Origin of the sequence: Pseudomonas sp. IT-P258 (genome assembly GCF_949767825.1) — a bacterium.
Lineage (GTDB): Bacteria > Pseudomonadota > Gammaproteobacteria > Pseudomonadales > Pseudomonadaceae > Aquipseudomonas > Aquipseudomonas monachiensis.
In genome coordinates, this window is sequence record NZ_CATKPU010000032.1 from 563,709 (window position 1) to 588,161 (window position 24,453).

The following is a 24,453-nucleotide window of genomic DNA, read 5'->3' on the forward strand; positions in this document are numbered from 1 at the left end:
CGGGCACGTCCTTATGCCCATGCAGCAGGGTCTAGCCCGGAACGCGACGGATCTTGGCGCCCAGCATCTGCAGTTTTTCTTCGATGCACTCGTAGCCACGGTCTATGTGGTAGATGCGGTCGATCAGGGTGTCGCCTTCGGCGATCAGGGCCGAGATCACCAGGCTGGCCGAAGCACGCAGGTCGGTCGCCATCACTGGCGCGCCCTTGAGTTTTTCGGTGCCGGTGACGATGGCGGTGTTGCCTTCGACCTGGATCTTGGCGCCCATGCGGTGCAGTTCGTAGACGTGCATGAAGCGGTTTTCGAAGATCGTCTCGATCACCGCACCGGTGCCTTCGGCAATGGCGTTGAGGGAGATGAACTGCGCCTGCATGTCGGTCGGGAACGCCGGGTACGGAGCAGTCCGCACGTTGACGGCTTTCGGACGCTTGCCGTGCATGTTCAGCTCGATCCAGTCTTCTCCGCAGGTGATTTCGGCACCGGACTCACGGAGTTTTTCCAGAACGGCTTCGAGGATGGTCGGATCAGTGTCCTTGACCTTCACGCGACCACCGGTCACGGCAGCGGCAACCAGGTAGGTACCGGTTTCGATACGGTCTGGCATCACTTTATACGTGGTGGTGTGCAGACGCTCGACACCATCGATGGTGATGGTATCGGTACCGGCGCCGGAAACCTTGGCGCCCATGGCGTTCAGGAAGTTCGCCAGGTCGACCACTTCAGGCTCGCGAGCGGCGTTTTGCAGGACGCTGCGACCCTTGGCCAGGGCCGCGGCCATCATGATGTTTTCGGTACCGGTCACACTGACAGTATCGAAGAAGAAGTGCGCACCGCGCAGGCCGCCTTCAGGCGCCTTGGCCTTGATGTAGCCGCCTTCGACGTCGATGACTGCGCCCATGGCTTCCAGGCCACGAATGTGCAGGTCAACCGGGCGCGAACCAATGGCGCAACCGCCAGGCAAGGCGACTTCGGCTTCACCGAAACGGGCAACCATCGGGCCCAGCACCAGGATCGACGCACGCATGGTTTTAACCAGTTCGTACGGTGCGACCAGGGTCTTGATGGTGCGCGGGTCGATCTCGACGGCGAGTTTCTCGTCGATCACAGGCTCGATGCCCATGCGTCCGAACAGCTCGATCATGGTGGTGATGTCGTGCAGGTGCGGCAGGTTGGCCACGGTCACCGGGCCATCGCACAGCAAGGTGGCCGCCAGGATCGGCAGGGCAGAGTTCTTTGCCCCGGAGATACGGATTTCGCCATCAAGACGAGCACCGCCAGTAATAATCAATTTATCCATAAGAATCTCGACGCCCTTGGGCTCAGGTGCGCTCGGCCCAGGCCGCGCTGCTGAAAAATTTCATAGTGACCGCATGGATGCTGCCATCGACGATCCACGGGTTCAAATGGGCATAGACCTGCTGCTGACGCTTGACCGGGCTCAACGCCGCCAGTTCATCGCTAATCACGTTCAGCTGGAAATTGCAGCCTTCGCCCTCGACTTCTACTTTCGTTCCGGGCAGCTTTCCTTCAAGAAAGCTCTTAACTTCGTTGGCCTGCATGCTCAACCTCAATCGGCGCCCTGTGCGCGCGGGTCGGACATCATACAAAAAAGCCCCGCGCCTGCGAACCCCGCGGAGCAGGACTCTGACGGGGGGCTTCCTTATAGATGCGGGTTAGTGATGCGCCAACAGCTCGGTCAGCTCACTGACCTGAGCGATTTCACGCATGTCTTCCGGCATCCCGTGGATGCTCAGGGCCTTGCCGGCCGCCTGCGCATCGCGGATAAAGCACAGCAGTAACGACAAACCGACACTGCTGGACTTGGTCACCGCCGAGCAATCGACCACCAGCGCCGTAGCCTTGCTGGCCTTGATCAGCGCCTTGCCCTGCTCGCGCAGGCCAGGGCCGGTGCGGTAATCCAGCACGCCACTGAGTCGCAACTCGCCCGCTTCGTCCATCTGGACTGCCGACTCACTCATTGGGCTGACTGCCCTGGCTTGTTGTCGGTGGCTTCCTTGGCCTTGGCGACTTCCCCGGCCCAACCGTTGATGGTCTTGTCCAGGTCGTTGCCATTGCGCTGCATCGCATCGGCGAACTGATCGCGGAACAGTTTGCCGATGTTGATGCCGTTGATGATGACGTTACGCAGTTTCCACTCGCCGTTGATCTTTTCCAGCGTGTAGGACACTGGATAGATAGCGCCGCTGCTGCCCTTGACGGTCATACCGACGCTGGTACGGTCGCCCGACTCGTCTTTGGCCGGATCAACGGTGATGCCCTGGTTGTTGTACTCAAGCAAGGCATTGCCATAGAACTGGAACAGGCCCTTCTTGAAGTTTTCTTCGAAGGTTTTCATCTGCGCAGGCGTAGCTTTACGCGAGTACTTGACCGTCATGATGCTCTTGGAAATACCCTCGGCATCCACAACCGGCCCGACGATATTGTCCAGCGCCGTATAGAAGTCCTGCGGGTCCTGCTTGTACTTCTCTTTGTTTGCCGCCAGGTCCGCGAGCATACGGTTGGTTGTGTCCTGCACCAGATCGTGCGCCGAAGGCGCCGCTGCGGCATGGGACACCAACGGAAACACCGCGAGCATTACCAACAGGCCACGTCGCAAGGTAGAGATCATTTAACTGTTCCTCATTTAGCTTCTTTGCTAACGGTATTGAGCAGAAATTTACCGATCAGGTCTTCGAGCACCAGCGATGACTGCGTGTCATGGATGGTTCCACCATCCTTGAGCAGGGTGTCTTCCCCGCCCACGCTGATACCGATGTACTTCTCGCCCAACAGGCCAGCGGTCAGGATAGATGCAGTGGAGTCCGCCGGCAGATTATCGATGCGTTTTTCCAGTTGCATGGTCACCCGACCGGTAAAACTGTCGCGATCCAGATCGATGGCCGTGACCTTGCCGATGGTCACACCGGCCATGGTCACCTTTGCTCTGACCGTCAAACCGGCGATATTGTCGAAGTAGGCGTAAAGTTTATAGGTGTCGGTGCTCGGACTCGGGGACAGGCCACTGACCCGCAACGCCAACAAAAGCAAAGCCAGGATGCCAGCCAGCAAGAAAAGGCCGACACCGATTTCCAGGGTGCGGTTTTGCATCAGAAATCTCCAAACATCAAGGCGGTCAGAATAAAGTCCAGGCCGAGTACTGCCAACGAGGCATACACAACGGTCTTGGTAGTGGCACGACTGATCCCCTCGGAAGTGGGTTCGCAGTCATAGCCTTGGAATACGGCGATCCAGGTCACCACAAAGGCAAAGACGATGCTTTTGACGATCCCGTTGAGCACGTCCTCGGTAAACGTCACGCTGTTCTGCATGTTCGACCAGTAGGAGCCCTCATAGACTCCCAGCCAGTCGACCGCCACCCACGAGCCGCCCCAGATACCCACCACGCTGAAGATCATCGCCAGCACCGGCAGGGAAATGAAGCCGGCCCACAAACGTGGCGCAATGATGTACTTGAGCGGGTCGACCCCGATCATTTCCAGGCTGGACAACTGCTCGGTGGATTTCATGTTGCCGATTTCGGCGGTCAACGCCGAACCTGCGCGCCCAGCGAACAGCAAGGCGGTCACCACCGGCCCCAGTTCACGCAGCAGCGTCAGGGCAACCATCTGCCCGACAGCCTGCTCCGAACCATAGCTGGAAAGAATGTTGAACCCCTGCAGCGCCAGCACCATGCCGATGAACACCCCGGAGACCACGATGATCACCAGGGACATCACGCCCACCGAATGCAACTGCTTGACCAGCAGCCCGAAACCGCCACCGATGCCGCCCCGACCAAGCAAGGCATGAAACAGGAACAAGCTCGAACGCCCGAACACCGCCAACACATCGATGCCGGCCTGGCCGAAGCGGCGAACGCGCTCTATCAATGAAATTCTGCGCATCAGCGCTTCCCCAGAAAATCTGCGCGGTAATCCGTCGCTGGAAAGTGGTACGGAACCGGGCCGTCGGGTTCGCCGGTCATGAACTGGCGAATGCGCGGTTCATCCGAGTTCATCAACTCGTCCGGTGTCCCCTGCCCCAACACCTGACCATCGCCCACCACATAAATGTAGTCGGCAATGCTCGCGGTCTCGGCCAGGTCGTGGGAGACCACGATGCTGGTGATGCCCAACGCATCGTTGAGCAACCGGATGAGGCGCACCAAAACGCCCATGGCGATGGGGTCCTGGCCGACAAAGGGCTCGTCGTACATGAGGATCTGCGGGTCGAGCGCAATCGCCCGGGCCAGAGCAACACGGCGCTTCATGCCGCCGGAAAGCTCGTCGGGCATCAGCTCGATGGCGCCCCGCAAGCCCACGGCCTGCAGTTTGAGCAGGACGATGTCGCGGATCATTTCTTCCGGCAGTTGCGTGTGAACCCGCAGTGGAAAAGCGACATTCTCGAAGACATCGAGGTCGGTAAACAATGCGCCGCTCTGAAACAGCACGCCCATATGCTTGCGCGCATCGAACAGGTCGCTGCGCGACAGTTTTGGCAGGTTCTGACCGTTGACCCAGACTTCACCCTGGGTGGGCCGCAACTGGGCGCCCATCAGACGCAGGAGCGTGGTCTTGCCACACCCGGAAGGCCCCATGATGCCGGTGACCTTGCCGCGCGGGATACGGATATCGACATTATTGAAAATGCTGCGCGCACCGCGCTTGAAGGACAGTCCCTTCAGCTCGACCGCGTAGGCGTTATCGGCACTCATCTAAACTCCTTGCGATGCAGCCTCTCACTCGGACGCCTGGCTTTCTGCCGAAAGCACATACCTCCCGGGCAGGCCGAACTGGCGGCGAACTATAGCATTGCAAAGGCTGCGCGCCCAAGGCCAAAGCCAGGACATGTTCAACTGCATGACCGGTTGAAAGCCCCGTTTAGAAGGTTTCCGGCAACAAGGATGGCAATGCGCGACGAACTAGCGTGAGGGATTCGATCATAACCGCTATAATCGCCGACTTTTCATCAGGCTATACGATTTCTGACATGAGCCAATCCAGCGACCTGATTCAATCAGCACAACGCACCATCCGCCTCGAGGTAGAGGCCGTGCAAGGCCTGCTGCCCCATATCGACGCGGATTTCGTACGCGCTTGCGAGATGATTCTGGCCAGCAAAGGCCGCGTGGTCGTGGTCGGCATGGGCAAGTCGGGGCACATCGGCAACAAGATTGCCGCGACCCTGGCCAGCACCGGCACCACGGCGTTTTTTGTGCACCCGGCTGAAGCCAGCCACGGTGACATGGGCATGATTACCCGCGACGACATCATTCTGGCGCTCTCGAATTCCGGCTCCACCAATGAAATCGTGACCCTGCTGCCACTGATCAAGCGCCTGGGCATTCAGTTGATCAGCATGACCGGCAACCCTGGCTCGCCGCTGGCCAAGGCCGCCGAGGTGAACCTGAATGTTCACGTCGAACACGAAGCCTGCCCGTTGAACCTGGCACCCACCTCATCAACCACCGCCGCGCTGGTCATGGGCGATGCCCTGGCCGTCGCGCTGCTGGAAGCCCGTGGCTTTACCGCCGAAGACTTCGCCTTTTCCCATCCCGGCGGCGCCCTGGGCCGACGCCTGCTGCTTAAAGTGGAAAATGTCATGCACGCCGGGCAAGAGTTGCCGCAAGTACAGCGCGGCACCCTGCTGAAGGACGCGCTGATGGAAATGACCCGCAAAGGCCTGGGCATGACGGTGATCCTGGAAGCCGATGGAAAGCTGGCCGGGATCTTTACCGACGGTGACTTGCGTCGCACGCTGGACCGTAGCATCGACATCCATAGCGCTACCATCGACCAGGTCATGACTGCACACGGCAAGACTGCCCGCGCCGAGATGCTCGCCGCCGAAGCGCTGAAAATCATGGAAGATCATAAAATCAACGCGCTGGTCGTGGTCGACAGAGACGACCGCCCGGTCGGCGCCTTGAACATGCACGACTTGTTGCGTGCAGGAGTAATGTAATGAGTGCGGACCTGCTGCAACGCGGCAAACAGATCAAGCTGGCGGTGTTCGATGTCGATGGCGTGCTGACCGATGGGCGCCTGTATTTCCTCGAAGACGGCAGCGAGTTCAAGACCTTCAACACCCTCGACGGCCAGGGCATCAAGATGCTGATGGCCGCCGGCGTGCAGACCGCCATCATCAGTGGCCGCAAGACCCCGGTGGTCGAGCGGCGGGCCAAAAACCTCGGGATCCCGCACCTCTATCAGGGTCGCGAAGATAAACTGGTGGTACTCGACGAACTGCTGGCCCAACTCAACCTGAGCTATGAACAGGTGGCCTACCTCGGCGACGACCTGCCGGACCTGCCGGTGATTCGTCGCGTCGGCCTGGGCATGGCGGTGGCCAATGCCGCCGGTTTCGTGCGTGAACACGCTCACGGCATCACCCTCGCCCGCGGTGGCGAAGGTGCCGCTCGCGAATTCTGCGAATTGATCCTGCGCGCCCAGGACCGCCTCGATGCGGCCAATGCGGCGTACCTGTGAGCCCACTATGCTGAGCAAAAAGTTTCGCAACACCCTGATGTTCACTTGCATCGCGGCAATATTCGCCGCGGTTGGCTACTGGAACATCAGCCCGGAACGCTTCCTCGACAAGCCGGTAACGCCGGTCGATGAGAGCGCGATCGACTATTACGCCATCAACGCCCACAGCGTGCAGTACCTGCCCGACGGCAAGCTGCAATATGATCTGGTGTCCGACAAGGTCGAGCACCTGAAGGCGACCGAGGTGACATTGCTGACCAACCCCGACCTGAATGTGTTCCGCGGCACTGAATTCCCGTGGCACGTCCAGAGCCTGCGCGGCGAGGTCAATCCTGATGGCACGCAGGTCGAACTGATCGATGACGTGCGCATCACGCGGTTCGACGAGAAAAACCGTAGAACCCTGATCACCAGCACCCGCATGACCGTGTTCCCGCAGCAGCAATATGCGCAGACCGAGCAAGACGTTAGAATCGACGGCGCTGGCGGTGTATCGACTGGCAAGGGAATGAAAGCGTATTTGAAAGAAAGCAGGATACACCTGCTATCGAACGTAAGAGGACAGTATGAGGCTCGTTAAAACCCTCCCGATTTTGCTCAGTCTGGGCGCAGCACTGGGAAGCGTGAGCGCCTGGGCTCTGCCGGAAGATCAACAGCAGCCTATCCGCATCCAGGCCGACGATGCCCAACTGGACGACAAGCAAGGTATTGCTACCTATAAGGGTGACGTGATCATCACCCAAGGCTCGATGAAGGTGACAGGCAACACCGTTACCATCACCCGCACCCCGACTGGCGACATTGACGTAGTGACCTCGGTGGGCAACCTGGCGTACTTCGAGCAATTGCAAACGGCTGGCGACACCAAGCCCGTGCAGGGCTGGGGCGTGACGATCCAGTACCACGCCGCGCAAAATCGCGTCGTACTGATCGACAAGGCCAAAGTTGTCGACAAGGACAACAACGTCACCCAAGGCGAGAAAATTGTCTACGACACCGACAAGAAGCTCGCCAGCGCCGGTCGCGCCACAGGCAGCAAGGTCACCGAGGCGCGTCCGCGTATCGACATGGTGATCCAGCCGAAGAAGAAAACCGACGAGAAAAAGGCCCAGTAATGGCAACTCTGAAAGCTCAGCATCTGGCCAAGAGTTACAAGAGCCGCCAGGTCGTGCGAGATGTCAGCCTGTCCATCGACAGCGGCCAGATCGTCGGCCTGCTTGGCCCGAACGGCGCCGGCAAGACCACCTGCTTCTACATGATCGTCGGCCTGGTGCAAGCCGACCAGGGCCGCGTCCTGATCGATGACCTGGACGTCAGCCACCAGCCGATGCACGGCCGCGCAAAGGCCGGTATCGGTTACTTGCCGCAGGAAGCATCGATCTTTCGCAAGCTGTCGGTGGCCGACAACATCATGGCCATCCTCGAGACCCGCAAGGAACTCGACAAGGCCGGCCGTCGCAAGGAACTGGAAAGCCTGCTGCAGGAATTCCACATTAGCCACATCCGCGACAACCTGGGCATGAGCCTGTCCGGCGGCGAGCGTCGTCGCGTGGAAATCGCCCGCGCCCTGGCCACCAACCCGAAATTCATCCTCCTCGACGAACCCTTCGCCGGCGTGGACCCGATTTCGGTCGGCGACATCAAGCAGATCATTCACCACCTCAAGGCCAAGGGCATTGGCGTGCTGATCACGGACCACAACGTTCGTGAAACCCTGGATATCTGTGAAACCGCCTACATCGTCAATGACGGCCAACTGATCGCCGAGGGCGACGCAGAGACCATCCTGGCCAACGACCTGGTCAAGGAAGTGTATCTGGGCCATGAGTTCCGCCTGTAAGCACTGAGTCGTGCCCAGGCCATCGCCCGGGCACTCACCGTGCCGACAAGCGTGGTCAGCCCTCAACAAGGGCAGCGCAGCAACACCGCTTTATAGTTTTTTATTGTTACAGCGCTCTAGGCAAACCCTTTAGTTTCAGGCATATAATTTGCTTAAGTTTGGCGCCCCGGCGCCCTGTAGTAGATGGCGCATGTGCGCCGGCGAATAAGGTGTTAAGCCCCTGCCATGAAACCATCGCTAGTCTTGAGAATGGGCCAGCAGCTGACGATGACACCGCAGCTGCAACAGGCCATCCGCCTGCTCCAATTGTCGACCCTGGACCTGCAACAGGAAATCCAGGAGGCCCTGGAGTCAAATCCGATGCTCGAACGCCAGGAAGAAGGCGACGACTTCGACAATTCCGATCCCTTGGCCGACAACGCCGAACAAAAGCCCAACACTGACATCCAGGAACCTTCCTATCAGGAAAGCGCCCCGACGGTTGATAATCTCGATGAGGGTGACTGGAACGAGCGTATCCCCAACGAACTCCCCGTCGACACCGCGTGGGAGGACGTTTACCAGACCAGCGCCAGCAGCCTGCCCAGCAATGATGATGACGAGTGGGACTTCACCACCCGCACCTCGGCCGGCGAAAGCCTGCAGAGCCACTTGCTGTGGCAACTGAACCTGGCCCCGATGTCCGACACCGATCGCCTGATCGCCGTGACCCTGATCGACTGCATCAACAATCAGGGCTACCTGGACGAAACCCTCGAGGAAATCCTCGAAGCCTTCGACCCGGAACTGGACATCGAACTGGACGAGATCGAAGCCGTCCTGCACCGCATCCAGCAATTCGAGCCAGCCGGCATCGGCGCCCGCAACCTCGGTGAATGCCTGCTGCTGCAGTTGCGCCAGCTGCCTGCCAAGACCCCTTGGCTGGCCGAAGCCAAGCGCCTGGTCAGCGATTACATCGACCTGCTTGGCAGCCGTGACTACAGCCAGTTAATGCGCCGCATGAAGCTCAAGGAAGACGAACTGCGCCAGGTCATCGAGCTGGTCCAGAGCCTGAACCCGCGCCCGGGCTCGCAGATCGAGTCCACCGAAGCCGAGTACGTCGTTCCTGACGTCATCGTGCGCAAGGACAACGAGCGCTGGCTGGTGGAACTCAATCAGGAGTCGGTGCCACGGCTGCGGGTCAATGCCCAGTACGCCGGTTTCGTGCGCCGCGCCGACACCAGCGCCGACAATACCTTCATGCGCAATCAGCTGCAGGAAGCCCGCTGGTTCATCAAGAGCCTGCAGAGCCGCAATGAAACCCTGATGAAGGTTGCCACCCAGATCGTCGAGCATCAGCGCGGCTTCCTGGAGTACGGCGACGAAGCCATGAAGCCGCTGGTCCTGCATGACATCGCCGAAGCGGTCGGCATGCATGAATCGACGATTTCACGGGTGACTACCCAGAAATTCATGCACACCCCCCGGGGCATTTATGAACTGAAGTACTTTTTTTCCAGTCACGTAAGCACCTCCGAAGGCGGCGAATGCTCGTCCACGGCGATCCGGGCGATCATCAAAAAACTGGTTGCAGCGGAAAATCAGAAAAAGCCGTTGAGTGACAGCAAGATCGCTGGTTTACTGGAGGCACAAGGCATTCAGGTGGCTCGCCGCACCGTCGCCAAGTACCGCGAATCCCTCGGGATCGCGCCTTCGAGCGAACGCAAGCGGTTGATGTAGGGCCACGCCACAGCGTTCCAGTGGTAGATCATCTGGTCTACCGCTTTATGCACTGGCAACGAAGGAGAAGCTGTATGCAAGTCAACATCAGTGGACACCAACTGGAAGTGACCGAACCTCTTCGCACCTACATCGGCGAAAAACTCGAACGATTGGAGCGACATTTCGACAAGATCACTAATGTGCAGGTCACGATGACCGTCGAAAAACTGAAGCAGAAAATCGAAGCCACGCTGCATATTCCCGGGAATGAAGTGGTCGCCAACGCGGAGCATACCGATATGTACGCCGCGATCGACGCACTCACCGACAAGCTGGATAAACAACTCAAAAAGCATAAGGAAAAGACCCAGAGCCTCCTACAGGGCGCAACCGGTCGTTAACACTCCCTACCCATGATCCGACTTGAAAGTATCCTGACCCCCGGCCGTTCCCTGGTGAACGTGCCGGGAGGCAGTAAAAAGAAAGCCCTCGAACAAATTGCCAATCTGATCGCCCGCGAAGTGCCGGCCCTGGAGATGCAAGATGTCTTCGAGGCACTGATTGCTCGTGAAAAACTCGGTTCCACCGGGTTTGGTAACGGCATCGCCATTCCACATTGCCGTCTCAAGGGCTGTGTTTCACCCATCAGTGCATTGATGCACCTGGACGCCCCTATCGATTTCGACGCCATCGATGGTGCGCCGGTTGACCTGCTGTTCGTGCTGCTGGTCCCGGAAGCCGCCACCGATGCGCACCTTGAGCTGCTGCGACAGATCGCCAGCATGCTCGACCGCAAGGACGTGCGTGAAAAGCTGCGTAGTGCTGCAAGTAACGAAGCCCTGTATCAGGTTGTCCTGAACGAGCAAAACGGTCAGTAATCATGCGCTTGATCATCGTCAGTGGCCGTTCCGGCTCAGGTAAAAGTACCGCCCTCAACGTACTTGAGGATAACGGCTACTACTGCATCGACAACCTGCCCGCCGGCCTGCTGCCGGAGCTGGCCGAGCGCGCCCTGGTTCATACCGAGATGTTGCAGCCGCTGGTCGCCGTTTCCATTGACGCGCGCAACCTGCCAAGCCACCTGTCACGCTTCCCCGACCTGCTCGAGGAAGTCCGTGCCCGCCACATCCAGTGCGATGTGCTGTATCTGGACGCCGACGAAGAAACCCTGCTCAAGCGCTTCTCGGAAACCCGCCGACGTCACCCCCTGAGCAACGCCAACCGTTCGCTGGCCGAAGCCATCAACGTTGAGAGCGCCCTGCTCGGGCCGATTGCCGACCTTGCCGATCTCAAGATCAACACCACCAGCCTGAACCTGTACCAGCTGCGCGACGCCATCAAACTGCGCCTGTTGAATCAGCCCGAGCCGGGAACTGCCTTCCTGGTCGAGTCCTTCGGCTTCAAGCGCGGCATGCCGGTGGACGCCGACCTGGTTTTCGATGTGCGCTGCCTGCCAAACCCTTACTGGAAACCGGAATTGCGCGAGCAGTCCGGGCTCGATCAACCGGTTGCCGAATACCTGGCGGCACAGCCGGATGTCGAAGAGATGTTTCAGGACATTTCCACATACCTGCTAAAGTGGCTGCCTCGTTTTGCCGCCAGCAACCGCGCCTACGTCACCATTGCCATTGGCTGCACTGGCGGACATCACCGTTCTGTCTACCTGACCGAGCGTCTGGGGCAGACGCTGCAACAATCCCTGAAGAACGTCCAGGTCCGCCACCGCGACCTCAGCTAAAGGATTCACATCGCGATGCCTGCTCTGGAAATCGAAATCATCAATAAATTGGGCCTGCACGCTCGCGCTTCTGCAAAATTCGTTGGGGTAGCGGGTCAGTTCCCGTGCCAGATCCGGGCCGGTCGGACACCAGAGTCCATGGTCGATGGCAAAAGCATCATGGCGATGATGATGCTGGCCGCCGGCAAAGGCACCACGATCCACTTGAGCACCGAAGGCGAGCAGGAACAGGAAGCGCTGGATGCGCTGGTGGCGTTGATCAACAACTTCTTCGACGAAGGCGAATAAAAGCTACAGAAAAGAAGATAGGCCGTGCCATTGTAGGAGCGAGCCTGCTCCGGGCGGCGTTCCGACGATGGCATCACCACTTTCAACTTCAATGTCGCCTGACACTCCGCTTCGCGAGCAAGCTCACTCCTGCAAGGGGGTTGCCGTGTAGTCAATAAAAAAGGCGCGCCACCCAATGGGTGACGCGCCTTTTTTTGTACAGCGGCCGAGGCTTAGCTACCCGCCACCGTCATCCGCTCGATCAGCACCGAACCTGTGCGAATGTTGCTGCGCAATTCAAGATCGTTACCCACGGCCACGATTTGCTTGAACATGTCGCGCATGTTGCCGGCGATGGTCACTTCCTGCACCGCGAACTGGATTTCACCGTTCTCGACCCAGTAACCCGCTGCACCACGGGAGTAATCGCCGGTCACCATGTTGAGGCCCTGCCCCATCAATTCAGTCACCAGCAAGCCACGTCCCATGCGCCGCAGCAAGGCGGCCTGGTCTTCGTCGCCATGGGTGACGAACAGGTTGTGCACGCCGCCGGCGTTAGCCGTGCTCGGCATGCCGAGCTTGCGGCCGGAATAGGTGCCGAGGATATACGACACCAACTCGCCTTTTTCGACGAACGGTTTGGCGTAGGTTGCCAAACCATCACCGTCGAACGCTGCGCTGCCCATGGCACGCATCAGATGCGGACGCTCGTCGATGGTCAGCCACTCCGGAAACAGCTTCTGCCCGAGAGTGCCCTCAAGGAACGAAGACTTGCGATACAGGCTGCCACCGGAAATCGCCGACAGGAAACTGCCGAATAGCCCTCCGGCCAACTCTGCGGAAAACAGCACCGGCACCTCGCAAGTCGGCACCGGACGCGCGCCCAGACGGCTCGCCGCCCTTTGCGCTGCGCGCTGACCGATGCTCACCGGGTCGGCGAGCAGATTGCCCTGGCGGTTCACGTCGTACCAGTAATCACGCTGCATCTGGCCATCGGCCTCGGCGATCATCACGCAGCTCAGGCTGTGGCGAGTCGATGCGTAACCGCCGATAAACCCGTGGCTATTGCCATAAACGCGGCAGCCCTGATGGGTACTGAGGGTGGTGCCGTCGGCGTTCTTGATCCGGCTGTCGGCGGCAAACGCCGCGGCTTCGCAGGCCAGGGCCTGTTCGATGGCTTGTTCCGGCGTGATGTCCCATTGGTGGAACAGGTCGAAATCCTGAATATCCCGCGCCATCAGCGCGGCATCCGCAAGACCCGAGGCTTCGTCTTCCGAGGTGTGCTTGGCGATGGCCAGTGCAGCGGCGACGGTTTCGCGAATCGCATCAGGGCCGCTGGCCGAAGTGCTGGCCGAGCCTTTGCGCTGACCGACGTACAAGGTGATGCCAAAACCCTGGTCGCGGTTGAATTCAACGGTTTCGACTTCACGCTGGCGCACCGTGGTCGACAAACCCTGCTCCAGTGACACCGCCACTTCACAGGCACTGGCGCCCTGGCGTTTGGCTTCAGCGATGATCTGCTCGACTTGTTCCTGCAGTGCCGGCAACGCTTGTGGGCCGACGCTTTCAACTGCACTCATGCTGTTCTCCACTCAAATTCTGCTTTCGGTAACGGTCATCGAGCGACCGGGCCGGACAAGCGGCCCCCGACTGGTTATCATGGCGGCGTTTCTTTGCGGACGGCCACCATGGTTGATTCTTACGACGACTCCCTCGATACGGGAGAAAAAAGCAAATCCCAGGTAAAACGCGAGCTGCATGCTCTGGTTGACCTTGGCGAGCGCCTTACAACACTCAAGCCTGACTTGCTGGCAAAACTGCCCTTGACCGACGGAATGCGTCGGGCTCTGGCCGATGCGCCCAAGCACACCGCGAATATCGCGCGTAAACGGCACCTTCAGTTCATCGGTAAACTGATGCGCGATCAGGACACTGCCGCCATTCTGGTTCTGCTCGATCAACTCGATGCCTCCACCCGTCAATACAACGAACGCTTCCATAACCTGGAACGCTGGCGTGATCGTCTGATTGCCGGTGACGATGCCGTTCTGGAAAAGTTCGTCGTCGATTACCCGGACGCGGACCGCCAGCAATTGCGTTCCCTGATCCGTCAGGCCCAGCATGAGGTTGCGCAAAACAAGCCTCCTGCTTCCAGCCGTAAAATCTTCAAGTACATCCGTGAGCTGGACGAGACTCAACGCGGTCTGCGCTGAGTAACGCCCTTCCCGTCCTGTAGGAGCTGCCGAAGGCTGCGATCTTTTGATCTTTCGCTCAGAACTCAATTGTCTGGGTAAAGATCGCAGCCTACGGCAGCTCCTACAGGGGATATCCCCGTCGTTATGCGCCCGTGCCACCCACGGTGATCGCATCAATCTTCAGCGTTGGCTGGCCGACACCCACCGGCACCGACTGCCCATCCTTGCCACACGTGCCCACGCCACTGTCCAGCGACAGGTCATTACCGACCATCGATACCTTGCTCATGGCTTCCGGCCCGTTGCCGATCAGGGTCGCGCCCTTGACCGGAGCGGTGATCTTGCCGTCCTCGATCAGGTACGCCTCGCTGGTGGAGAACACGAACTTGCCGCTGGTGATGTCCACCTGACCGCCACCCAGGTTGGCGCAGTAGATGCCACGCTTCACCGAGGCGATGATTTCCGCCGGGTCGCTTTCGCCAGCGAGCATGTAGGTGTTGGTCATGCGCGGCATCGGCAAGTGCGCGTAGGATTCGCGACGACCGTTACCGGTGCGTGCCACGCCCATCAGGCGGGCGTTGAGCTTGTCCTGCATGTAGCCCTTGAGGACGCCGTTTTCGATCAGCGTGGTGCACTCGGTCGGCGTGCCTTCGTCGTCGACGCTCAACGAGCCACGGCGACCGGCCAGGGTGCCATCATCGACAATGGTGCACAGCTTCGACGCAACCATCTCGCCCATGCGCCCGCTATAAGCCGAACTGCCCTTGCGGTTGAAATCGCCTTCCAGGCCATGACCGACGGCTTCGTGCAGCAGTACGCCCGACCAGCCTGAACCGAGCACCACCGGCAAGGTACCGGCCGGGGCCGGAATGGCTTCCAGGTTGACCAGCGCCTGGCGCAACGCTTCACGGGCATAGCCCATGGCGCGGTCTTCGCCGAGGAAATAACGGTAATCGGTGCGACCGCCACCGCCATGACCGCCGCGCTCGCGACGGCCGTTCTGCTCGACGATCACGCTGACATTGAAACGCACCAGCGGGCGCACATCCGCCGCCAGACCGCCGTCAGTGGAAGCCACCAGAATCCGCTCCCAGACACCGGCCATGCTCACGGTGACTTGCTGGATGCGAGGGTCGAGGGCGCGGGTCGCGGCATCGATTCGCTTGAGCAAATCGACTTTCTCGGCACGGGTCAGCACTTCCAGGGGATTGTCCGGCGCATACAACTGCGCGACATCCTGGCTGGTGAATGCCTGTACGGTGCCGTGCTGCCCGGCCCGGGAAATCGAACGGGCGGCCCGCGCCGCCGCGCCAAGGGCTTCCAGGGTGATGGCATTGCTGTAGGCAAAACCGGTTTTTTCACCCGATTGCGCGCGCACGCCCACACCTTGGTCGAGGTTGAAGCTGCCTTCCTTGACGATACCGTCTTCCAGCGCCCAGGACTCGGAGATCTGCCCCTGGAAATACAGGTCGGCCGCATCGATGCCCGGCCCGGCCAGGTCGCCGAGCACGCCTTGCAGGCTCTCGATCGTGACGCCACCGGGCGCCAGCAGGTGTTCACTGACTGAGGACAACAACTCGCTCATATGCTTTACGCCTTAAATTCGTCGTTCTGATGCAGGTCGCTGGGCGCCCTGCGAGAAAAAGCGCCGGTGACTGGACACCGGCATCCGCGCCCGGATGGACGCCTGTTCGCTGCTGTCGCGTTCGGCCAGCAGCACGGCCTCGCCTTGATCCTGTTGTGCCAGCACACGCCCCCACGGGTCGATGATGGCGGCATGGCCAAAGGTTTCCCGCGGCCCCGGATGCGTCCCACCCTGGGCGGCCGCGAGCACATAACATTGTGTCTCGATGGCCCGTGCGCGAATCAGCACATCCCAATGCGCCGCGCCGGTCACCGCCGTGAAGGCCGAAGGGGCGGTAATCAGTTCCGCGCCGGCCGCGCGCAATTCGCTGTACAACTCAGGGAAGCGCAAGTCGTAACAGACCGTCAGGCCAACCCGTCCAACCGGTGTGTCCGCCACGACGACCCCACTGCCATAAGCATAGTCATCGGATTCCCGATAACGGCCGCGATTGTCGGCCACGTCGACGTCGAACAGGTGCAGCTTGTCGTAGCGCGCCACCGTTTCACCCTGGTCATCGACCAGCAACGAACAGGCATGCACCTTGGCCGTCGGCTGATCGACCGGCGGCAACGGCAACGTGCCGGCTACAATCCATAACTTGAGGTCACGTGCGGTCTGTTTCAACCAAGGCAGGATCGGGCCTTCACCCAGTGCTTCGGCGCGCCCGATGTCGGCTATGTCACGCCGGCCCATGGCGGCGAAGTTTTCCGGCAATACCGCCAGTTTCGCGCCACCGTCGGCCGCTTGCTCGAGCAGCCGACGGGCCTGGGCCAGATTGGCCAGCACATCGCTCTGGCTGACCATTTGAATCACCGCTACGGACATGGCGCACTCCTGGAATCGTATGCGGCCATGCTACTCCATAGGCTTGCCGAGCGCCTTTTCAAAAGGATCTCAAAAAGCCTTGTCGAAGGTAATCTTCGGTTCTTTCCACGGCCCTTTGACGGTGTACTTCACACTGGCGAAACGGGAGACCCGGTCACCGATCAGCTTGTCGATCAGGAACAGCGCCCCGCCGACCGCGGGTGCGCCGACGATCAATGCGGCAATCGGCAGGTTATTGGTCACCGGCAAGGTCACCATCAGTTTCGCATCGATCTGATCGGCCACCATGTTCAGTGTGCCGTCGAGTTCAATGGTGCTCGACGGGCCCGTCAGCTGGATCGGCTTACGGGTGACATACACACCATCGGTCCCGACCAGCAGCCCCTTGACCCGGTCATAACTCAGGCCTTTGCCGAACAGGTCGGAGAAGTCCAGGCGCAGGCGCCGGCCGATGGAGTTGAAGTTGAGCAAGCCAAATACCCGCAGCGCCTGGGCACTGCCTTCAACCTCGACGAACTGCCCCTCATTGAGCGTCGCATCGAGCGTGCCGGAAAAACGCTTGGTCGCCACCCAGGCCGGTGAGCCGGGCCAGCGGCCATCAACGTCCATATAGAAGTCCTGGCTGGTGACGCTCGGCGCAAACCCCCAGCCCTTGAGCACGTCTGCAAGGTTCTTGCCGCTGATGCGGCCCTTGTACCAACTGTTGCTGGCACCCGGCACGCCTTCCCAGCCGCCGCTGCCCACCAACAGAATGCCCTTGAGGCCCAGGTCCAGGGAGTTGAACACGATGCCCTTGGGCGTTGGACGAATCTTCAGCGACCAGCCCCCCACCAGATCCTGGCCCTGGAATAGCTGATTGATGGTGATGTCCATCGCGGGGATTTTCGTCGGGTCCACCGACGCCAGCGGATCCGGTGAGTTTTCATCGGCCAGCACGGTCGGGTCCGGCGCGGGCAGGCGCACGGTTTGAAGATTGATCGCGATTGGCGTGGCCTTCGAATCGGGAAGGTTGGCACTGCCCTTGATCTGCTGGCTGTCCAGTTGCAGCGCCCAGGCAGAAGGCTTGCGCACCAGCTGGATCGAGGCCTGATCGAGGGTGGTGCCGATACCGCTGAGCTTGTCGACCTTGAAATCCGCGCCACTGAGCAATTGCCTGGCGCTGCCTCCGGGGTCTTGTCCGGCGTACCTGTCCACCAGATCCTTCCACGGGCCAACGTCCAGCTCCGACAGCACGCCCCGTATCCGCAGGCCTTTGGTGCCAGGCAACACGGCTTCGCCGCCACCGAGGGACAATTCCCCGCGACCATCGGCGAAATTGCTGGCTGGGGCCGCGAACGTGAAACTCGCCAGATCCCCGTAGTTGACCCAATAGCGTCGCTCGTCGCCCTGCAACGTCATGCGGAACGTCGTGTCGCGCCCGGTCTCGGAAGTCATGCCGAACGGTGCAGGCAAATCGACGGCCACGCCCTTGAGGCTGGAATTGACCATCAACTGGCTGTCGGCGCCGTCCAGGGTCAGTTGCAGTTGATACGGGATCACGCCGCTCACCGGCAGAGGCTGGGTCACCTTCAGCCAGTCGGTCAGTCTCCTGACCTCGACCTGCCCTGTCGCGGACACCCGGGTTTTGAGCCTGCCCGGGCTGCCATCGGCATAAATCCGTGCGGTGACGGGCTTGTCGAACGCCCGGGCATTGATGTTGTGCCCGCTCAGGCCTTCGTCGCTGTCGAAACGGAAATCACCTTTGAGCTGGCTCAGTTCCAGCGCAGGTTCGGCCAGTTTCAAGCGTGCCCTGGCGGTCTTGAAGTCGACGAGGATCTTCGGTTCCTCGCCTTTTGCCAAGGGAATATCCAGCTTCAACTTGCCTTGCAGGTCACCCTCGCCTTCCCAGCCGGCAAAGGTCGGCCCGGTGCCGATCGGCGCTTCCTGGAGGATTTTCAGGCCATCGCCCAAACCGCCGGCAAATCCGCCATCGAGGAACAAATGAACGTTCTGCCCGGTCGGCACATGGGGAATGTTGACGTAGATATCGTTGACCTGCGTATCGAGCAACTGGCCCGTGCTGGCCAGAATCCGCACGCCGCTGTCTTCGACAAACACATCGCCGCTGACCTTGCTGACATGGGGCCAGCCCGGCTGGAAGGCCAGTTCGGCATCGTGAACCTTGAAGAACAGGCTGATGCTGCGATCAACGTCCGCGGCACCGTGGCTGAGCGAGCCTTGATACTGGAAGAAGCCCTGATCCACCGCGCCCTTGAGAATCGCAGTGCGCAGCCATTCGTCCAGCGCCGGGCTGAGGACGGTCGGCAAGTACTTGGCGGTGTAGCGACCGTCGCCGTCCACCATGCCGACCCGCAGGTCCATGTAGTCTTCCCGGGCGTGATCGAAATGCAGGCGAATCAGGAAGTCGCCGGCGATCTTGCCTTCCTCGCCCAGCACTTTCAGATACGGCGCGATCAGGGTGAAACTTTCTTTATCGAGCTTCCAGGTCAACCGCGCATTGGCCTGAATGTACTGCCATGGCTTGGCGAATATCGGGTCCAGGTGCAGCATGAAATCCTTGCTATCCATGCGCAGTTCACCTTGCCCCAGGTCACCGCTGATGCTGCCGCTGACATTTCGTGCCGCCGGCGCACCGTGATAGGCGTCGAAGCCTACCTGGTCGAGGTTGGCGGCAAACCCGAACTTGCTGTCGTCGGTGGCATTGGGGCGGAAGTCGACCAGCACGTTACGCAGGCCACCCGTGACTTTTAACCGCTCGACGAGCGTGGCGAAATCTTTCGGGAACGGCGCCAGGGCGTTAAGCAGCGGGGTCAGCGGAGTGAGATCAACCCGGTCGGCTTGCAGGTGCCAGAGTTCTTCGGTTTTATTAGTGGCGGCGTTTTGCGTGAGCTGCAGATGCGTTTCCCAGCGGGTCTCGCCGAAGTTCATCGCCAGGGAGTCCAGAGTCACCGACGCGCCTTTGGCACTGCGCTGGAAGTAACCATTGAGCGCCAGGTTATTGATCTGGATCGGCTTGCGCTCGGCATAGGCGCCCTTGAGTTGTGGCGCGTTCAAGCGCACCGCAGCGCTTTGCAAGGTGCCTTTGCCCCAGGTCACCCACAGCTCGCCGCCGGCCTTGATCTCGGAAAAATTCCACTGCTGGGTCAGACGTTCAGGCAACCACTTCGACCAGTCGCTTTGCGGCAGGCTCAGGTAGACCTCGGCTTCACCGTCCTTCCATTGACTGGCTCGAATACGGGTACGCAGGCTCATGGCCACCGGTTGCCCGTCAGGCAGGGTCAGCCGTGCGTCGAGCCGCTGCCGTGACGCCCCGACCTTCAGATTCAGGCCGACGTAAGTCAGGGTCAGCGGCGATTCGCCAAACGGCTGCAAGGTTACCTGGCTGTCGAGCACCGACAGTTGCTGGATCATCTGCATGCGATTGAGCAGTTGCTCCGGATCGGCGGGCTGGTCCTGCTTCACCGGCAGACCTTCCAGCGCCCATTGACCGTCTTCGGCTTGCTTGAGGTTGATCTTCAGACCGCTGAATTCCAGATGAGCGATGCGTACCTGACGGGCCAACAGGCTGGCCCAAAGGTCCGGTACCGCGCGCACCTGATCCAGGCGCAAGGCATTGGTGCCCTCGCCGACTGTCACGTCGCGGGCCATCAATATGGGGGCGAATCCACTCCAGCTGCCTTCGAGTTCGCCGATTTGCAACGGCATGCCCAAGGCATCGCTGGCTTTGGTCTCGATGTCGGCACGGTACTCGGCGACTAACGGCGTCAGCTCCCGGCCAAGGCTGACGTAGAGCGCCATCAACACCAAAACCAACGCGCACAGGCCCAGCCCCCAGCGGGTCAGAACAGCCAAAATGCGTGTCAGACGATCCATGTCAGGTGGCTCCCATGGCAAAAGTTTTGCAAAAAGCTGAGGCCAGCCCTTCTCGAACAATCAAGACGAAACGCTTCAGAGCAGCACCACGTCGTATTGTTCCTGGGAATACATGGTTTCGACCTGAAAGCGGATGGTGCGCCCGATAAATCCTTCGAGCTCGGCGACGTTACCCGACTCTTCGTCGAGCAGGCGGTCCACCACTTTCTGGTTTGCCAATACACGATAGCCTTCCGCCTGATAGGCGCGAGCCTCACGCAGGATTTCGCGGAAGATTTCGTAGCAAACGGTTTCCGGGGTCTTGAGCTTGCCCCGCCCCTGACAGGCATTGCACGGTTCGCACAGCACTTGCTCAAGGCTTTCGCGGGTGCGCTTGCGGGTCATCTGCACCAGGCCCAGTTCGGTGATACCGATGATGTTGGTCTTGGCGTGATCGCGCTCCAGTTGCTTTTCGAGCGTGCGCAACACCTGGCGCTGGTGCTCTTCATCTTCCATGTCGATGAAGTCGATGATGATGATTCCGCCCAGGTTACGCAGACGCAATTGACGGGCGATGGCCGTCGCGGCTTCGAGGTTGGTCTTGAAGATGGTCTCTTCGAGATTGCGATGGCCGACAAATGCCCCTGTGTTGACGTCGATGGTACTCATGGCTTCCGCCGGATCGACCACCAGATAACCGCCGGACTTGAGCGGGACCTTGCGCTCGAGCGCCTTCTGGATTTCGTCTTCGACGCCATACAGGTCGAAAATCGGCCGCTCACCCGGGTAATGCTCCAGGCGGTCAGCAATCTCGGGCATCAGTTCGGCGACGAATTGCGTGGTTTTCTGGAAGGTTTCCCGGGAGTCGATGCGGATCTTCTCGATTTTAGGGCTCACCAGGTCACGCAGGGTGCGCAGCGCCAGACCGAGGTCTTCGTAGATCACGCTAGGCGCACTGATGGTTTTGATCTGGGCGTTGATCTGATCCCAGAGACGGCGCAGATAACGGATGTCCATGAGGATTTCATCGGCGCCGGCACCTTCGGCTGCCGTGCGCAGGATGAAACCGCCGGCCTCCTTGATCCCTTCCTTGGCCACGCAGTCGGTGACCACCTGCTTGAGGCGGTCGCGCTCGGCTTCGTCTTCGATCTTCAGGGAAATGCCGACGTGAGCGGTGCGCGGCATGTACACCAGGTAACGCGAAGGAATCGAGAGCTGGGTGGTCAGGCGTGCGCCCTTGGAACCGATCGGATCCTTGGTCACTTGCACCACCAGGCTCTGGCCTTCGTGCACCAGAGCACTGATGCTTTCGACCGCCGGGCCTTCGCGCAGGGAAATTTCCGACGCATGAATGAACGCGGCACGGTCCAGGCCGATATCGACGAATGCCGCCTGCATTCCCGGCAATACCCGCACGACTTTGCCTTTATAGATGTTGCCGACGATCCCGCGCTTTTGCGTACGCTCGACGTGGACCTCTTGCAGGACACCGTTTTCGACCACCGCCACGCGCGATTCCATCGGCGTGATGTTGATCAGAATCTCTTCACTCATGGCAGGGTCTCGTTCAGGCATGTTCACGATAATGGCCGCATCTGTTCAAAACGTTGCTTGGTGTGCGTTCCGGGGTTGCCAACAGGGTATGCCGAAATGGCCGAGCAGTTCCGCGGTTTCGCAAAGCGGCAGTCCGACCACCGCTGAATAACTTCCATCGAGCCCGGCGACAAACACCGCACCCAGTCCTTGAATGCCATAACCGCCCGCCTTGTCCTGTGGTTCGCCGCTGGCCCAGTAGGCCACGGCTTCTTCACGACTGATATCCCGAAAACGCACGCGGCTGGTGACAACCCGGGATTCGCAACGTTCGCCATCGAGCACGGCAATCGCGGTCAGCACTTCATGCTCACACCCTGACAGCATCATCAGCATGGCGCACGCATCCGCCTGATCAACCGGTTTGCCGAGAATTTTTCCATCGAGCACCACGGCGGTATCGGCACCGAGCACACAGAACGGTTCGTCAGACACGACGCTGCCGCGCCCGGCCTCGGCCTTGCCGCGCGCCAGACGCTCGACATAGGCCGACGGGGATTCTTGAGCTAAAGGAGTTTCATCGATATCCGCACTGACGGCGCAGAACGGAACGCCGATCTGCGTGAGCAGTTCACGTCGACGCGGCGAACCAGAGGCGAGGTACAACCGTTTCATCAAGACCTCTCCCTGTCCAATGCCTGAGCGAATTAATTGATTTTGTAGCGTCGACGCAGTCCGCGCAAACCGAAACTGATCCAGGGCCAGAGCAGCGCACTGACCAGTGCCGGCAGCACCAGCGCCAGCGTCGGCTGACGATTGCCGGTCAAGGCACTGAGCCACAGTTGTACAAGCTGGGCGAGGCCGAAGATCACCAGGATCACCAGGCTCTGCTGCCACATCGGGAACATCCGCAGGCGTTGCTGCAGCGCCAGCACCAAGTAGGTGATGAGCGTCAGGATCAAGGCATTCTGCCCCAGCAAGGTACCGTAGAGCACGTCTTCAGCCAGCCCCAGGCAAAACGCCGTCACCATCCCGACGGTCTGCGGCAGGTTCAACGCCCAGAATGCCAGCAACAAGGCCAGCCACAACGGACGCAGGATTTCCATGAATTGCGGCAGAGGTGAAACACTCAGCAGCAGGCCGACGGCAAACGTCAGCCAGACTATCCAGCCGTTTCGGGATGCTTTTACACCGCCCATTATTCTCTCCCCACTGGAGTGGCCGGCGCGGACACTGGCGGTTTGGCCGCAGGCTTCGCGGCAGCGGGTTGCGCCGCCGGCGGTTTAGCTGCCGCAGGCTTGGCTGGCGTGGTCGCTGGCTTGGCTGGCGCGGTGGCCGCAGGCGCCGCCGTGGCAGGAATCGCCGGTGCGGCAGCCGGTGCAGCGGGGGCCGCAGGGCTGGCCAGTTTCGGAACCGTCGCCGGAATGGTCGGCCCACCGCCCTGTGCATCCAGGCTTTCCTGAGCCTGGGCGGCAGCGTTGACGCGCTCTTCGGCGGTCCGGTTGTCGCTGAACACCAGCAGCAGGTAACGGCTACGGTTCAAGGCGGCGGTTGGAACGGCGCGGACAATGGCAAACGGCTGGCCGGAATCGTGAATCACTTCCTTGACCGTCGCCACCGGATAACCCGCCGGGAAACGCTGACCGAGGCCGGAGCTGACCAGCAAGTCGCCTTCCTTGATGTCGGCGGTATCGGCCACATGCCGCAACTCGAGACGCTCCGGGTTGCCGGTGCCGCTGGCGATCGCCCGCAAACCGTTACGGTTCACCTGCACCGGAATGCTGTGGGTGGTATCGGTCAGCAGCAAGACGCGGGAGGTGTAGGGCATCAACTCGACCACCTGCCCCATCAGGCCACGGGCATCGAGTACCGGCTGACCGAGGACCACGCCGTCGCGCTCACCTTTATTGATGATGATGCGATGGGTAAAGGGGTTGGGGTCCATGCCGATCAACTCGGCCACTTCGACCTTCTCATTGACCAGTGCCGAAGAGTTGAGCAACTCGCGCAGCCGAACGTTCTGCTCGGTCAGGGCGGCCAGCTTCTGCATGCGCCCCTGCAACAGCAGGTTTTCAGTCTTGAGTTTTTCGTTTTCGGCGACGAGTTCGGTCCGGCTGCCAAACTGACTGGCAACGCCTTCCCACAGTCGTCCGGGCAGGTCGGTGATCCAGTAGGCGTCCATCAGCACCAGCGACATCTGGCTGCGTGCAGGCTTGAGCAGACTGAAACGGGCATCGACCACCATCAGCGCGACCGATAGCACGACCAGCACCAACAGGCGCACGCCCAGTGAAGGGCCCTTGGTGAAAAGCGGTTTAATAAGCCGCTCCTCCCAGGCAAATGTTCTGTTTATTCATACGGCAGCAATCCGGCCTGGATGCAGACTG

The 24,453-nt window shown here is 60.3% G+C and carries 26 protein-coding genes; 11 read left to right on the plus strand and 15 right to left on the minus strand.

Features of this window, described 5'->3' with window-relative positions; all coding sequences use genetic code 11:
• Positions 1–31: 31 nt before the first annotated feature.
• The 7 genes from murA to ACM6G4_RS15160 all read right to left on the minus strand — a co-directional run bounded on the left by murA (position 32) and on the right by ACM6G4_RS15160 (position 4,714).
• The gene (murA, locus tag ACM6G4_RS15130) at positions 32–1,297 is read right to left on the minus strand and encodes a UDP-N-acetylglucosamine 1-carboxyvinyltransferase (protein ID WP_056728381.1); all 1,266 of its coding nucleotides are present in this window, start codon (positions 1,295–1,297) and stop codon (positions 32–34) included.
• 22 nt (positions 1,298–1,319) lie between these two features.
• Complete coding sequence (locus ACM6G4_RS15135; protein WP_008046181.1) at positions 1,320–1,559, minus strand: BolA family protein; 240 nt, start codon at positions 1,557–1,559, stop codon at positions 1,320–1,322.
• Between the two features lie 114 nt (positions 1,560–1,673).
• Positions 1,674–1,979 carry a lipid asymmetry maintenance protein MlaB gene (locus ACM6G4_RS15140; RefSeq protein ID WP_056728372.1) on the minus strand — a complete coding sequence of 102 codons (306 nt, stop codon included), beginning with the start codon at positions 1,977–1,979 and terminating at the stop codon, positions 1,674–1,676.
• Entirely contained in the window at positions 1,976–2,629 is a 654-nt protein-coding gene (locus ACM6G4_RS15145) for a phospholipid-binding protein MlaC (protein ID WP_056728370.1), read from the minus strand. The genes ACM6G4_RS15140 and ACM6G4_RS15145 overlap by 4 nt, the downstream gene beginning before the upstream one ends.
• An 11-nt stretch (positions 2,630–2,640) precedes the next feature.
• Positions 2,641–3,108: an outer membrane lipid asymmetry maintenance protein MlaD gene (gene mlaD, locus ACM6G4_RS15150; protein WP_056728368.1), complete on the minus strand. Its 468-nt coding sequence runs from the start codon at positions 3,106–3,108 to the stop codon at positions 2,641–2,643.
• A complete protein-coding gene (mlaE, locus tag ACM6G4_RS15155; protein ID WP_056728366.1) occupies positions 3,108–3,905 on the minus strand; it encodes a lipid asymmetry maintenance ABC transporter permease subunit MlaE in 798 nt (265 codons plus the stop codon). Before mlaE ends, mlaD begins: the two co-directional genes overlap by 1 nt.
• Positions 3,905–4,714 carry an ATP-binding cassette domain-containing protein gene (locus ACM6G4_RS15160; protein ID WP_414914020.1) on the minus strand — a complete coding sequence of 270 codons (810 nt, stop codon included), beginning with the start codon at positions 4,712–4,714 and terminating at the stop codon, positions 3,905–3,907. Before ACM6G4_RS15160 ends, mlaE begins: the two co-directional genes overlap by 1 nt.
• A gap of 275 nt (positions 4,715–4,989) precedes the next feature.
• Here ACM6G4_RS15160 and ACM6G4_RS15165 point away from each other — a divergent pair, with 275 nt between their 5' ends.
• The 10 genes from ACM6G4_RS15165 (at position 4,990) to ACM6G4_RS15210 (ending at position 12,055) form a co-directional block, all read left to right on the plus strand.
• The gene (locus ACM6G4_RS15165) at positions 4,990–5,964 is read left to right on the plus strand and encodes a KpsF/GutQ family sugar-phosphate isomerase (protein WP_056728361.1); all 975 of its coding nucleotides are present in this window, start codon (positions 4,990–4,992) and stop codon (positions 5,962–5,964) included.
• Positions 5,964–6,488: a KdsC family phosphatase gene (locus ACM6G4_RS15170; protein WP_008046159.1), complete on the plus strand. Its 525-nt coding sequence runs from the start codon at positions 5,964–5,966 to the stop codon at positions 6,486–6,488. Before ACM6G4_RS15165 ends, ACM6G4_RS15170 begins: the two co-directional genes overlap by 1 nt.
• Positions 6,489–6,495: 7 nt before the next feature.
• Entirely contained in the window at positions 6,496–7,068 is a 573-nt protein-coding gene (gene lptC, locus ACM6G4_RS15175; RefSeq protein WP_056728360.1) for an LPS export ABC transporter periplasmic protein LptC, read from the plus strand.
• Positions 7,055–7,603 (plus strand): lipopolysaccharide transport periplasmic protein LptA, encoded by a 549-nt coding sequence (gene lptA / locus ACM6G4_RS15180; protein WP_056728359.1) that lies wholly within the window; start codon positions 7,055–7,057, stop codon positions 7,601–7,603. Before lptC ends, lptA begins: the two co-directional genes overlap by 14 nt.
• Entirely contained in the window at positions 7,603–8,328 is a 726-nt protein-coding gene (lptB, locus tag ACM6G4_RS15185; RefSeq protein WP_008054366.1) for an LPS export ABC transporter ATP-binding protein, read from the plus strand. The genes lptA and lptB overlap by 1 nt, the downstream gene beginning before the upstream one ends.
• A gap of 225 nt (positions 8,329–8,553) precedes the next feature.
• On the plus strand, positions 8,554–10,047 hold the full coding sequence (locus tag ACM6G4_RS15190; protein ID WP_056728357.1) for an RNA polymerase factor sigma-54: 1,494 nt from the start codon (positions 8,554–8,556) through the stop codon (positions 10,045–10,047).
• A 74-nt stretch (positions 10,048–10,121) separates the two neighbouring features.
• Complete coding sequence (hpf, locus tag ACM6G4_RS15195; RefSeq protein WP_007941242.1) at positions 10,122–10,430, plus strand: ribosome hibernation-promoting factor, HPF/YfiA family; 309 nt, start codon at positions 10,122–10,124, stop codon at positions 10,428–10,430.
• Between the two features lie 12 nt (positions 10,431–10,442).
• On the plus strand, positions 10,443–10,907 hold the full coding sequence (ptsN, locus tag ACM6G4_RS15200; RefSeq protein WP_056728355.1) for a PTS IIA-like nitrogen regulatory protein PtsN: 465 nt from the start codon (positions 10,443–10,445) through the stop codon (positions 10,905–10,907).
• Positions 10,908–10,909: 2 nt separating this feature from the next.
• Complete coding sequence (gene rapZ, locus ACM6G4_RS15205) at positions 10,910–11,767, plus strand: RNase adapter RapZ (RefSeq protein WP_056728354.1); 858 nt, start codon at positions 10,910–10,912, stop codon at positions 11,765–11,767.
• A gap of 15 nt (positions 11,768–11,782) precedes the next feature.
• On the plus strand, positions 11,783–12,055 hold the full coding sequence (locus ACM6G4_RS15210; protein ID WP_007970256.1) for an HPr family phosphocarrier protein: 273 nt from the start codon (positions 11,783–11,785) through the stop codon (positions 12,053–12,055).
• Between the two features lie 212 nt (positions 12,056–12,267).
• Here ACM6G4_RS15210 and pmbA read toward each other — a convergent pair whose 3' ends face one another.
• Entirely contained in the window at positions 12,268–13,614 is a 1,347-nt protein-coding gene (gene pmbA / locus ACM6G4_RS15215) for a metalloprotease PmbA (protein WP_056728352.1), read from the minus strand.
• 108 nt (positions 13,615–13,722) lie between these two features.
• Here pmbA and yjgA point away from each other — a divergent pair, with 108 nt between their 5' ends.
• A complete protein-coding gene (gene yjgA, locus ACM6G4_RS15220) occupies positions 13,723–14,247 on the plus strand; it encodes a ribosome biogenesis factor YjgA (RefSeq protein WP_056728351.1) in 525 nt (174 codons plus the stop codon).
• Positions 14,248–14,371: 124 nt separating this feature from the next.
• On the opposite strand, the gene tldD is transcribed toward yjgA, so the two are convergent.
• The 7 genes from tldD to mreC form a co-directional block, all read right to left on the minus strand.
• On the minus strand, positions 14,372–15,814 hold the full coding sequence (gene tldD, locus ACM6G4_RS15225; protein ID WP_056728350.1) for a metalloprotease TldD: 1,443 nt from the start codon (positions 15,812–15,814) through the stop codon (positions 14,372–14,374).
• 12 nt (positions 15,815–15,826) lie between these two features.
• Positions 15,827–16,681 carry a carbon-nitrogen hydrolase family protein gene (locus ACM6G4_RS15230; RefSeq protein ID WP_056728349.1) on the minus strand — a complete coding sequence of 285 codons (855 nt, stop codon included), beginning with the start codon at positions 16,679–16,681 and terminating at the stop codon, positions 15,827–15,829.
• A 69-nt stretch (positions 16,682–16,750) separates the two neighbouring features.
• Positions 16,751–20,554, minus strand: a complete 3,804-nt coding sequence (locus tag ACM6G4_RS15235; RefSeq protein ID WP_414914021.1) for a YhdP family protein — start codon at positions 20,552–20,554, stop codon at positions 16,751–16,753.
• A gap of 75 nt (positions 20,555–20,629) precedes the next feature.
• The gene (gene rng, locus ACM6G4_RS15240) at positions 20,630–22,087 is read right to left on the minus strand and encodes a ribonuclease G (RefSeq protein WP_056728345.1); all 1,458 of its coding nucleotides are present in this window, start codon (positions 22,085–22,087) and stop codon (positions 20,630–20,632) included.
• Between the two features lie 45 nt (positions 22,088–22,132).
• On the minus strand, positions 22,133–22,741 hold the full coding sequence (locus tag ACM6G4_RS15245; RefSeq protein ID WP_223542494.1) for a Maf family protein: 609 nt from the start codon (positions 22,739–22,741) through the stop codon (positions 22,133–22,135).
• A 32-nt stretch (positions 22,742–22,773) separates the two neighbouring features.
• The gene (mreD, locus tag ACM6G4_RS15250; protein WP_007970244.1) at positions 22,774–23,265 is read right to left on the minus strand and encodes a rod shape-determining protein MreD; all 492 of its coding nucleotides are present in this window, start codon (positions 23,263–23,265) and stop codon (positions 22,774–22,776) included.
• Complete coding sequence (gene mreC / locus ACM6G4_RS15255; protein ID WP_409078339.1) at positions 23,265–24,386, minus strand: rod shape-determining protein MreC; 1,122 nt, start codon at positions 24,384–24,386, stop codon at positions 23,265–23,267. Before mreC ends, mreD begins: the two co-directional genes overlap by 1 nt.
• Positions 24,387–24,453: the final 67 nt, after the last annotated feature.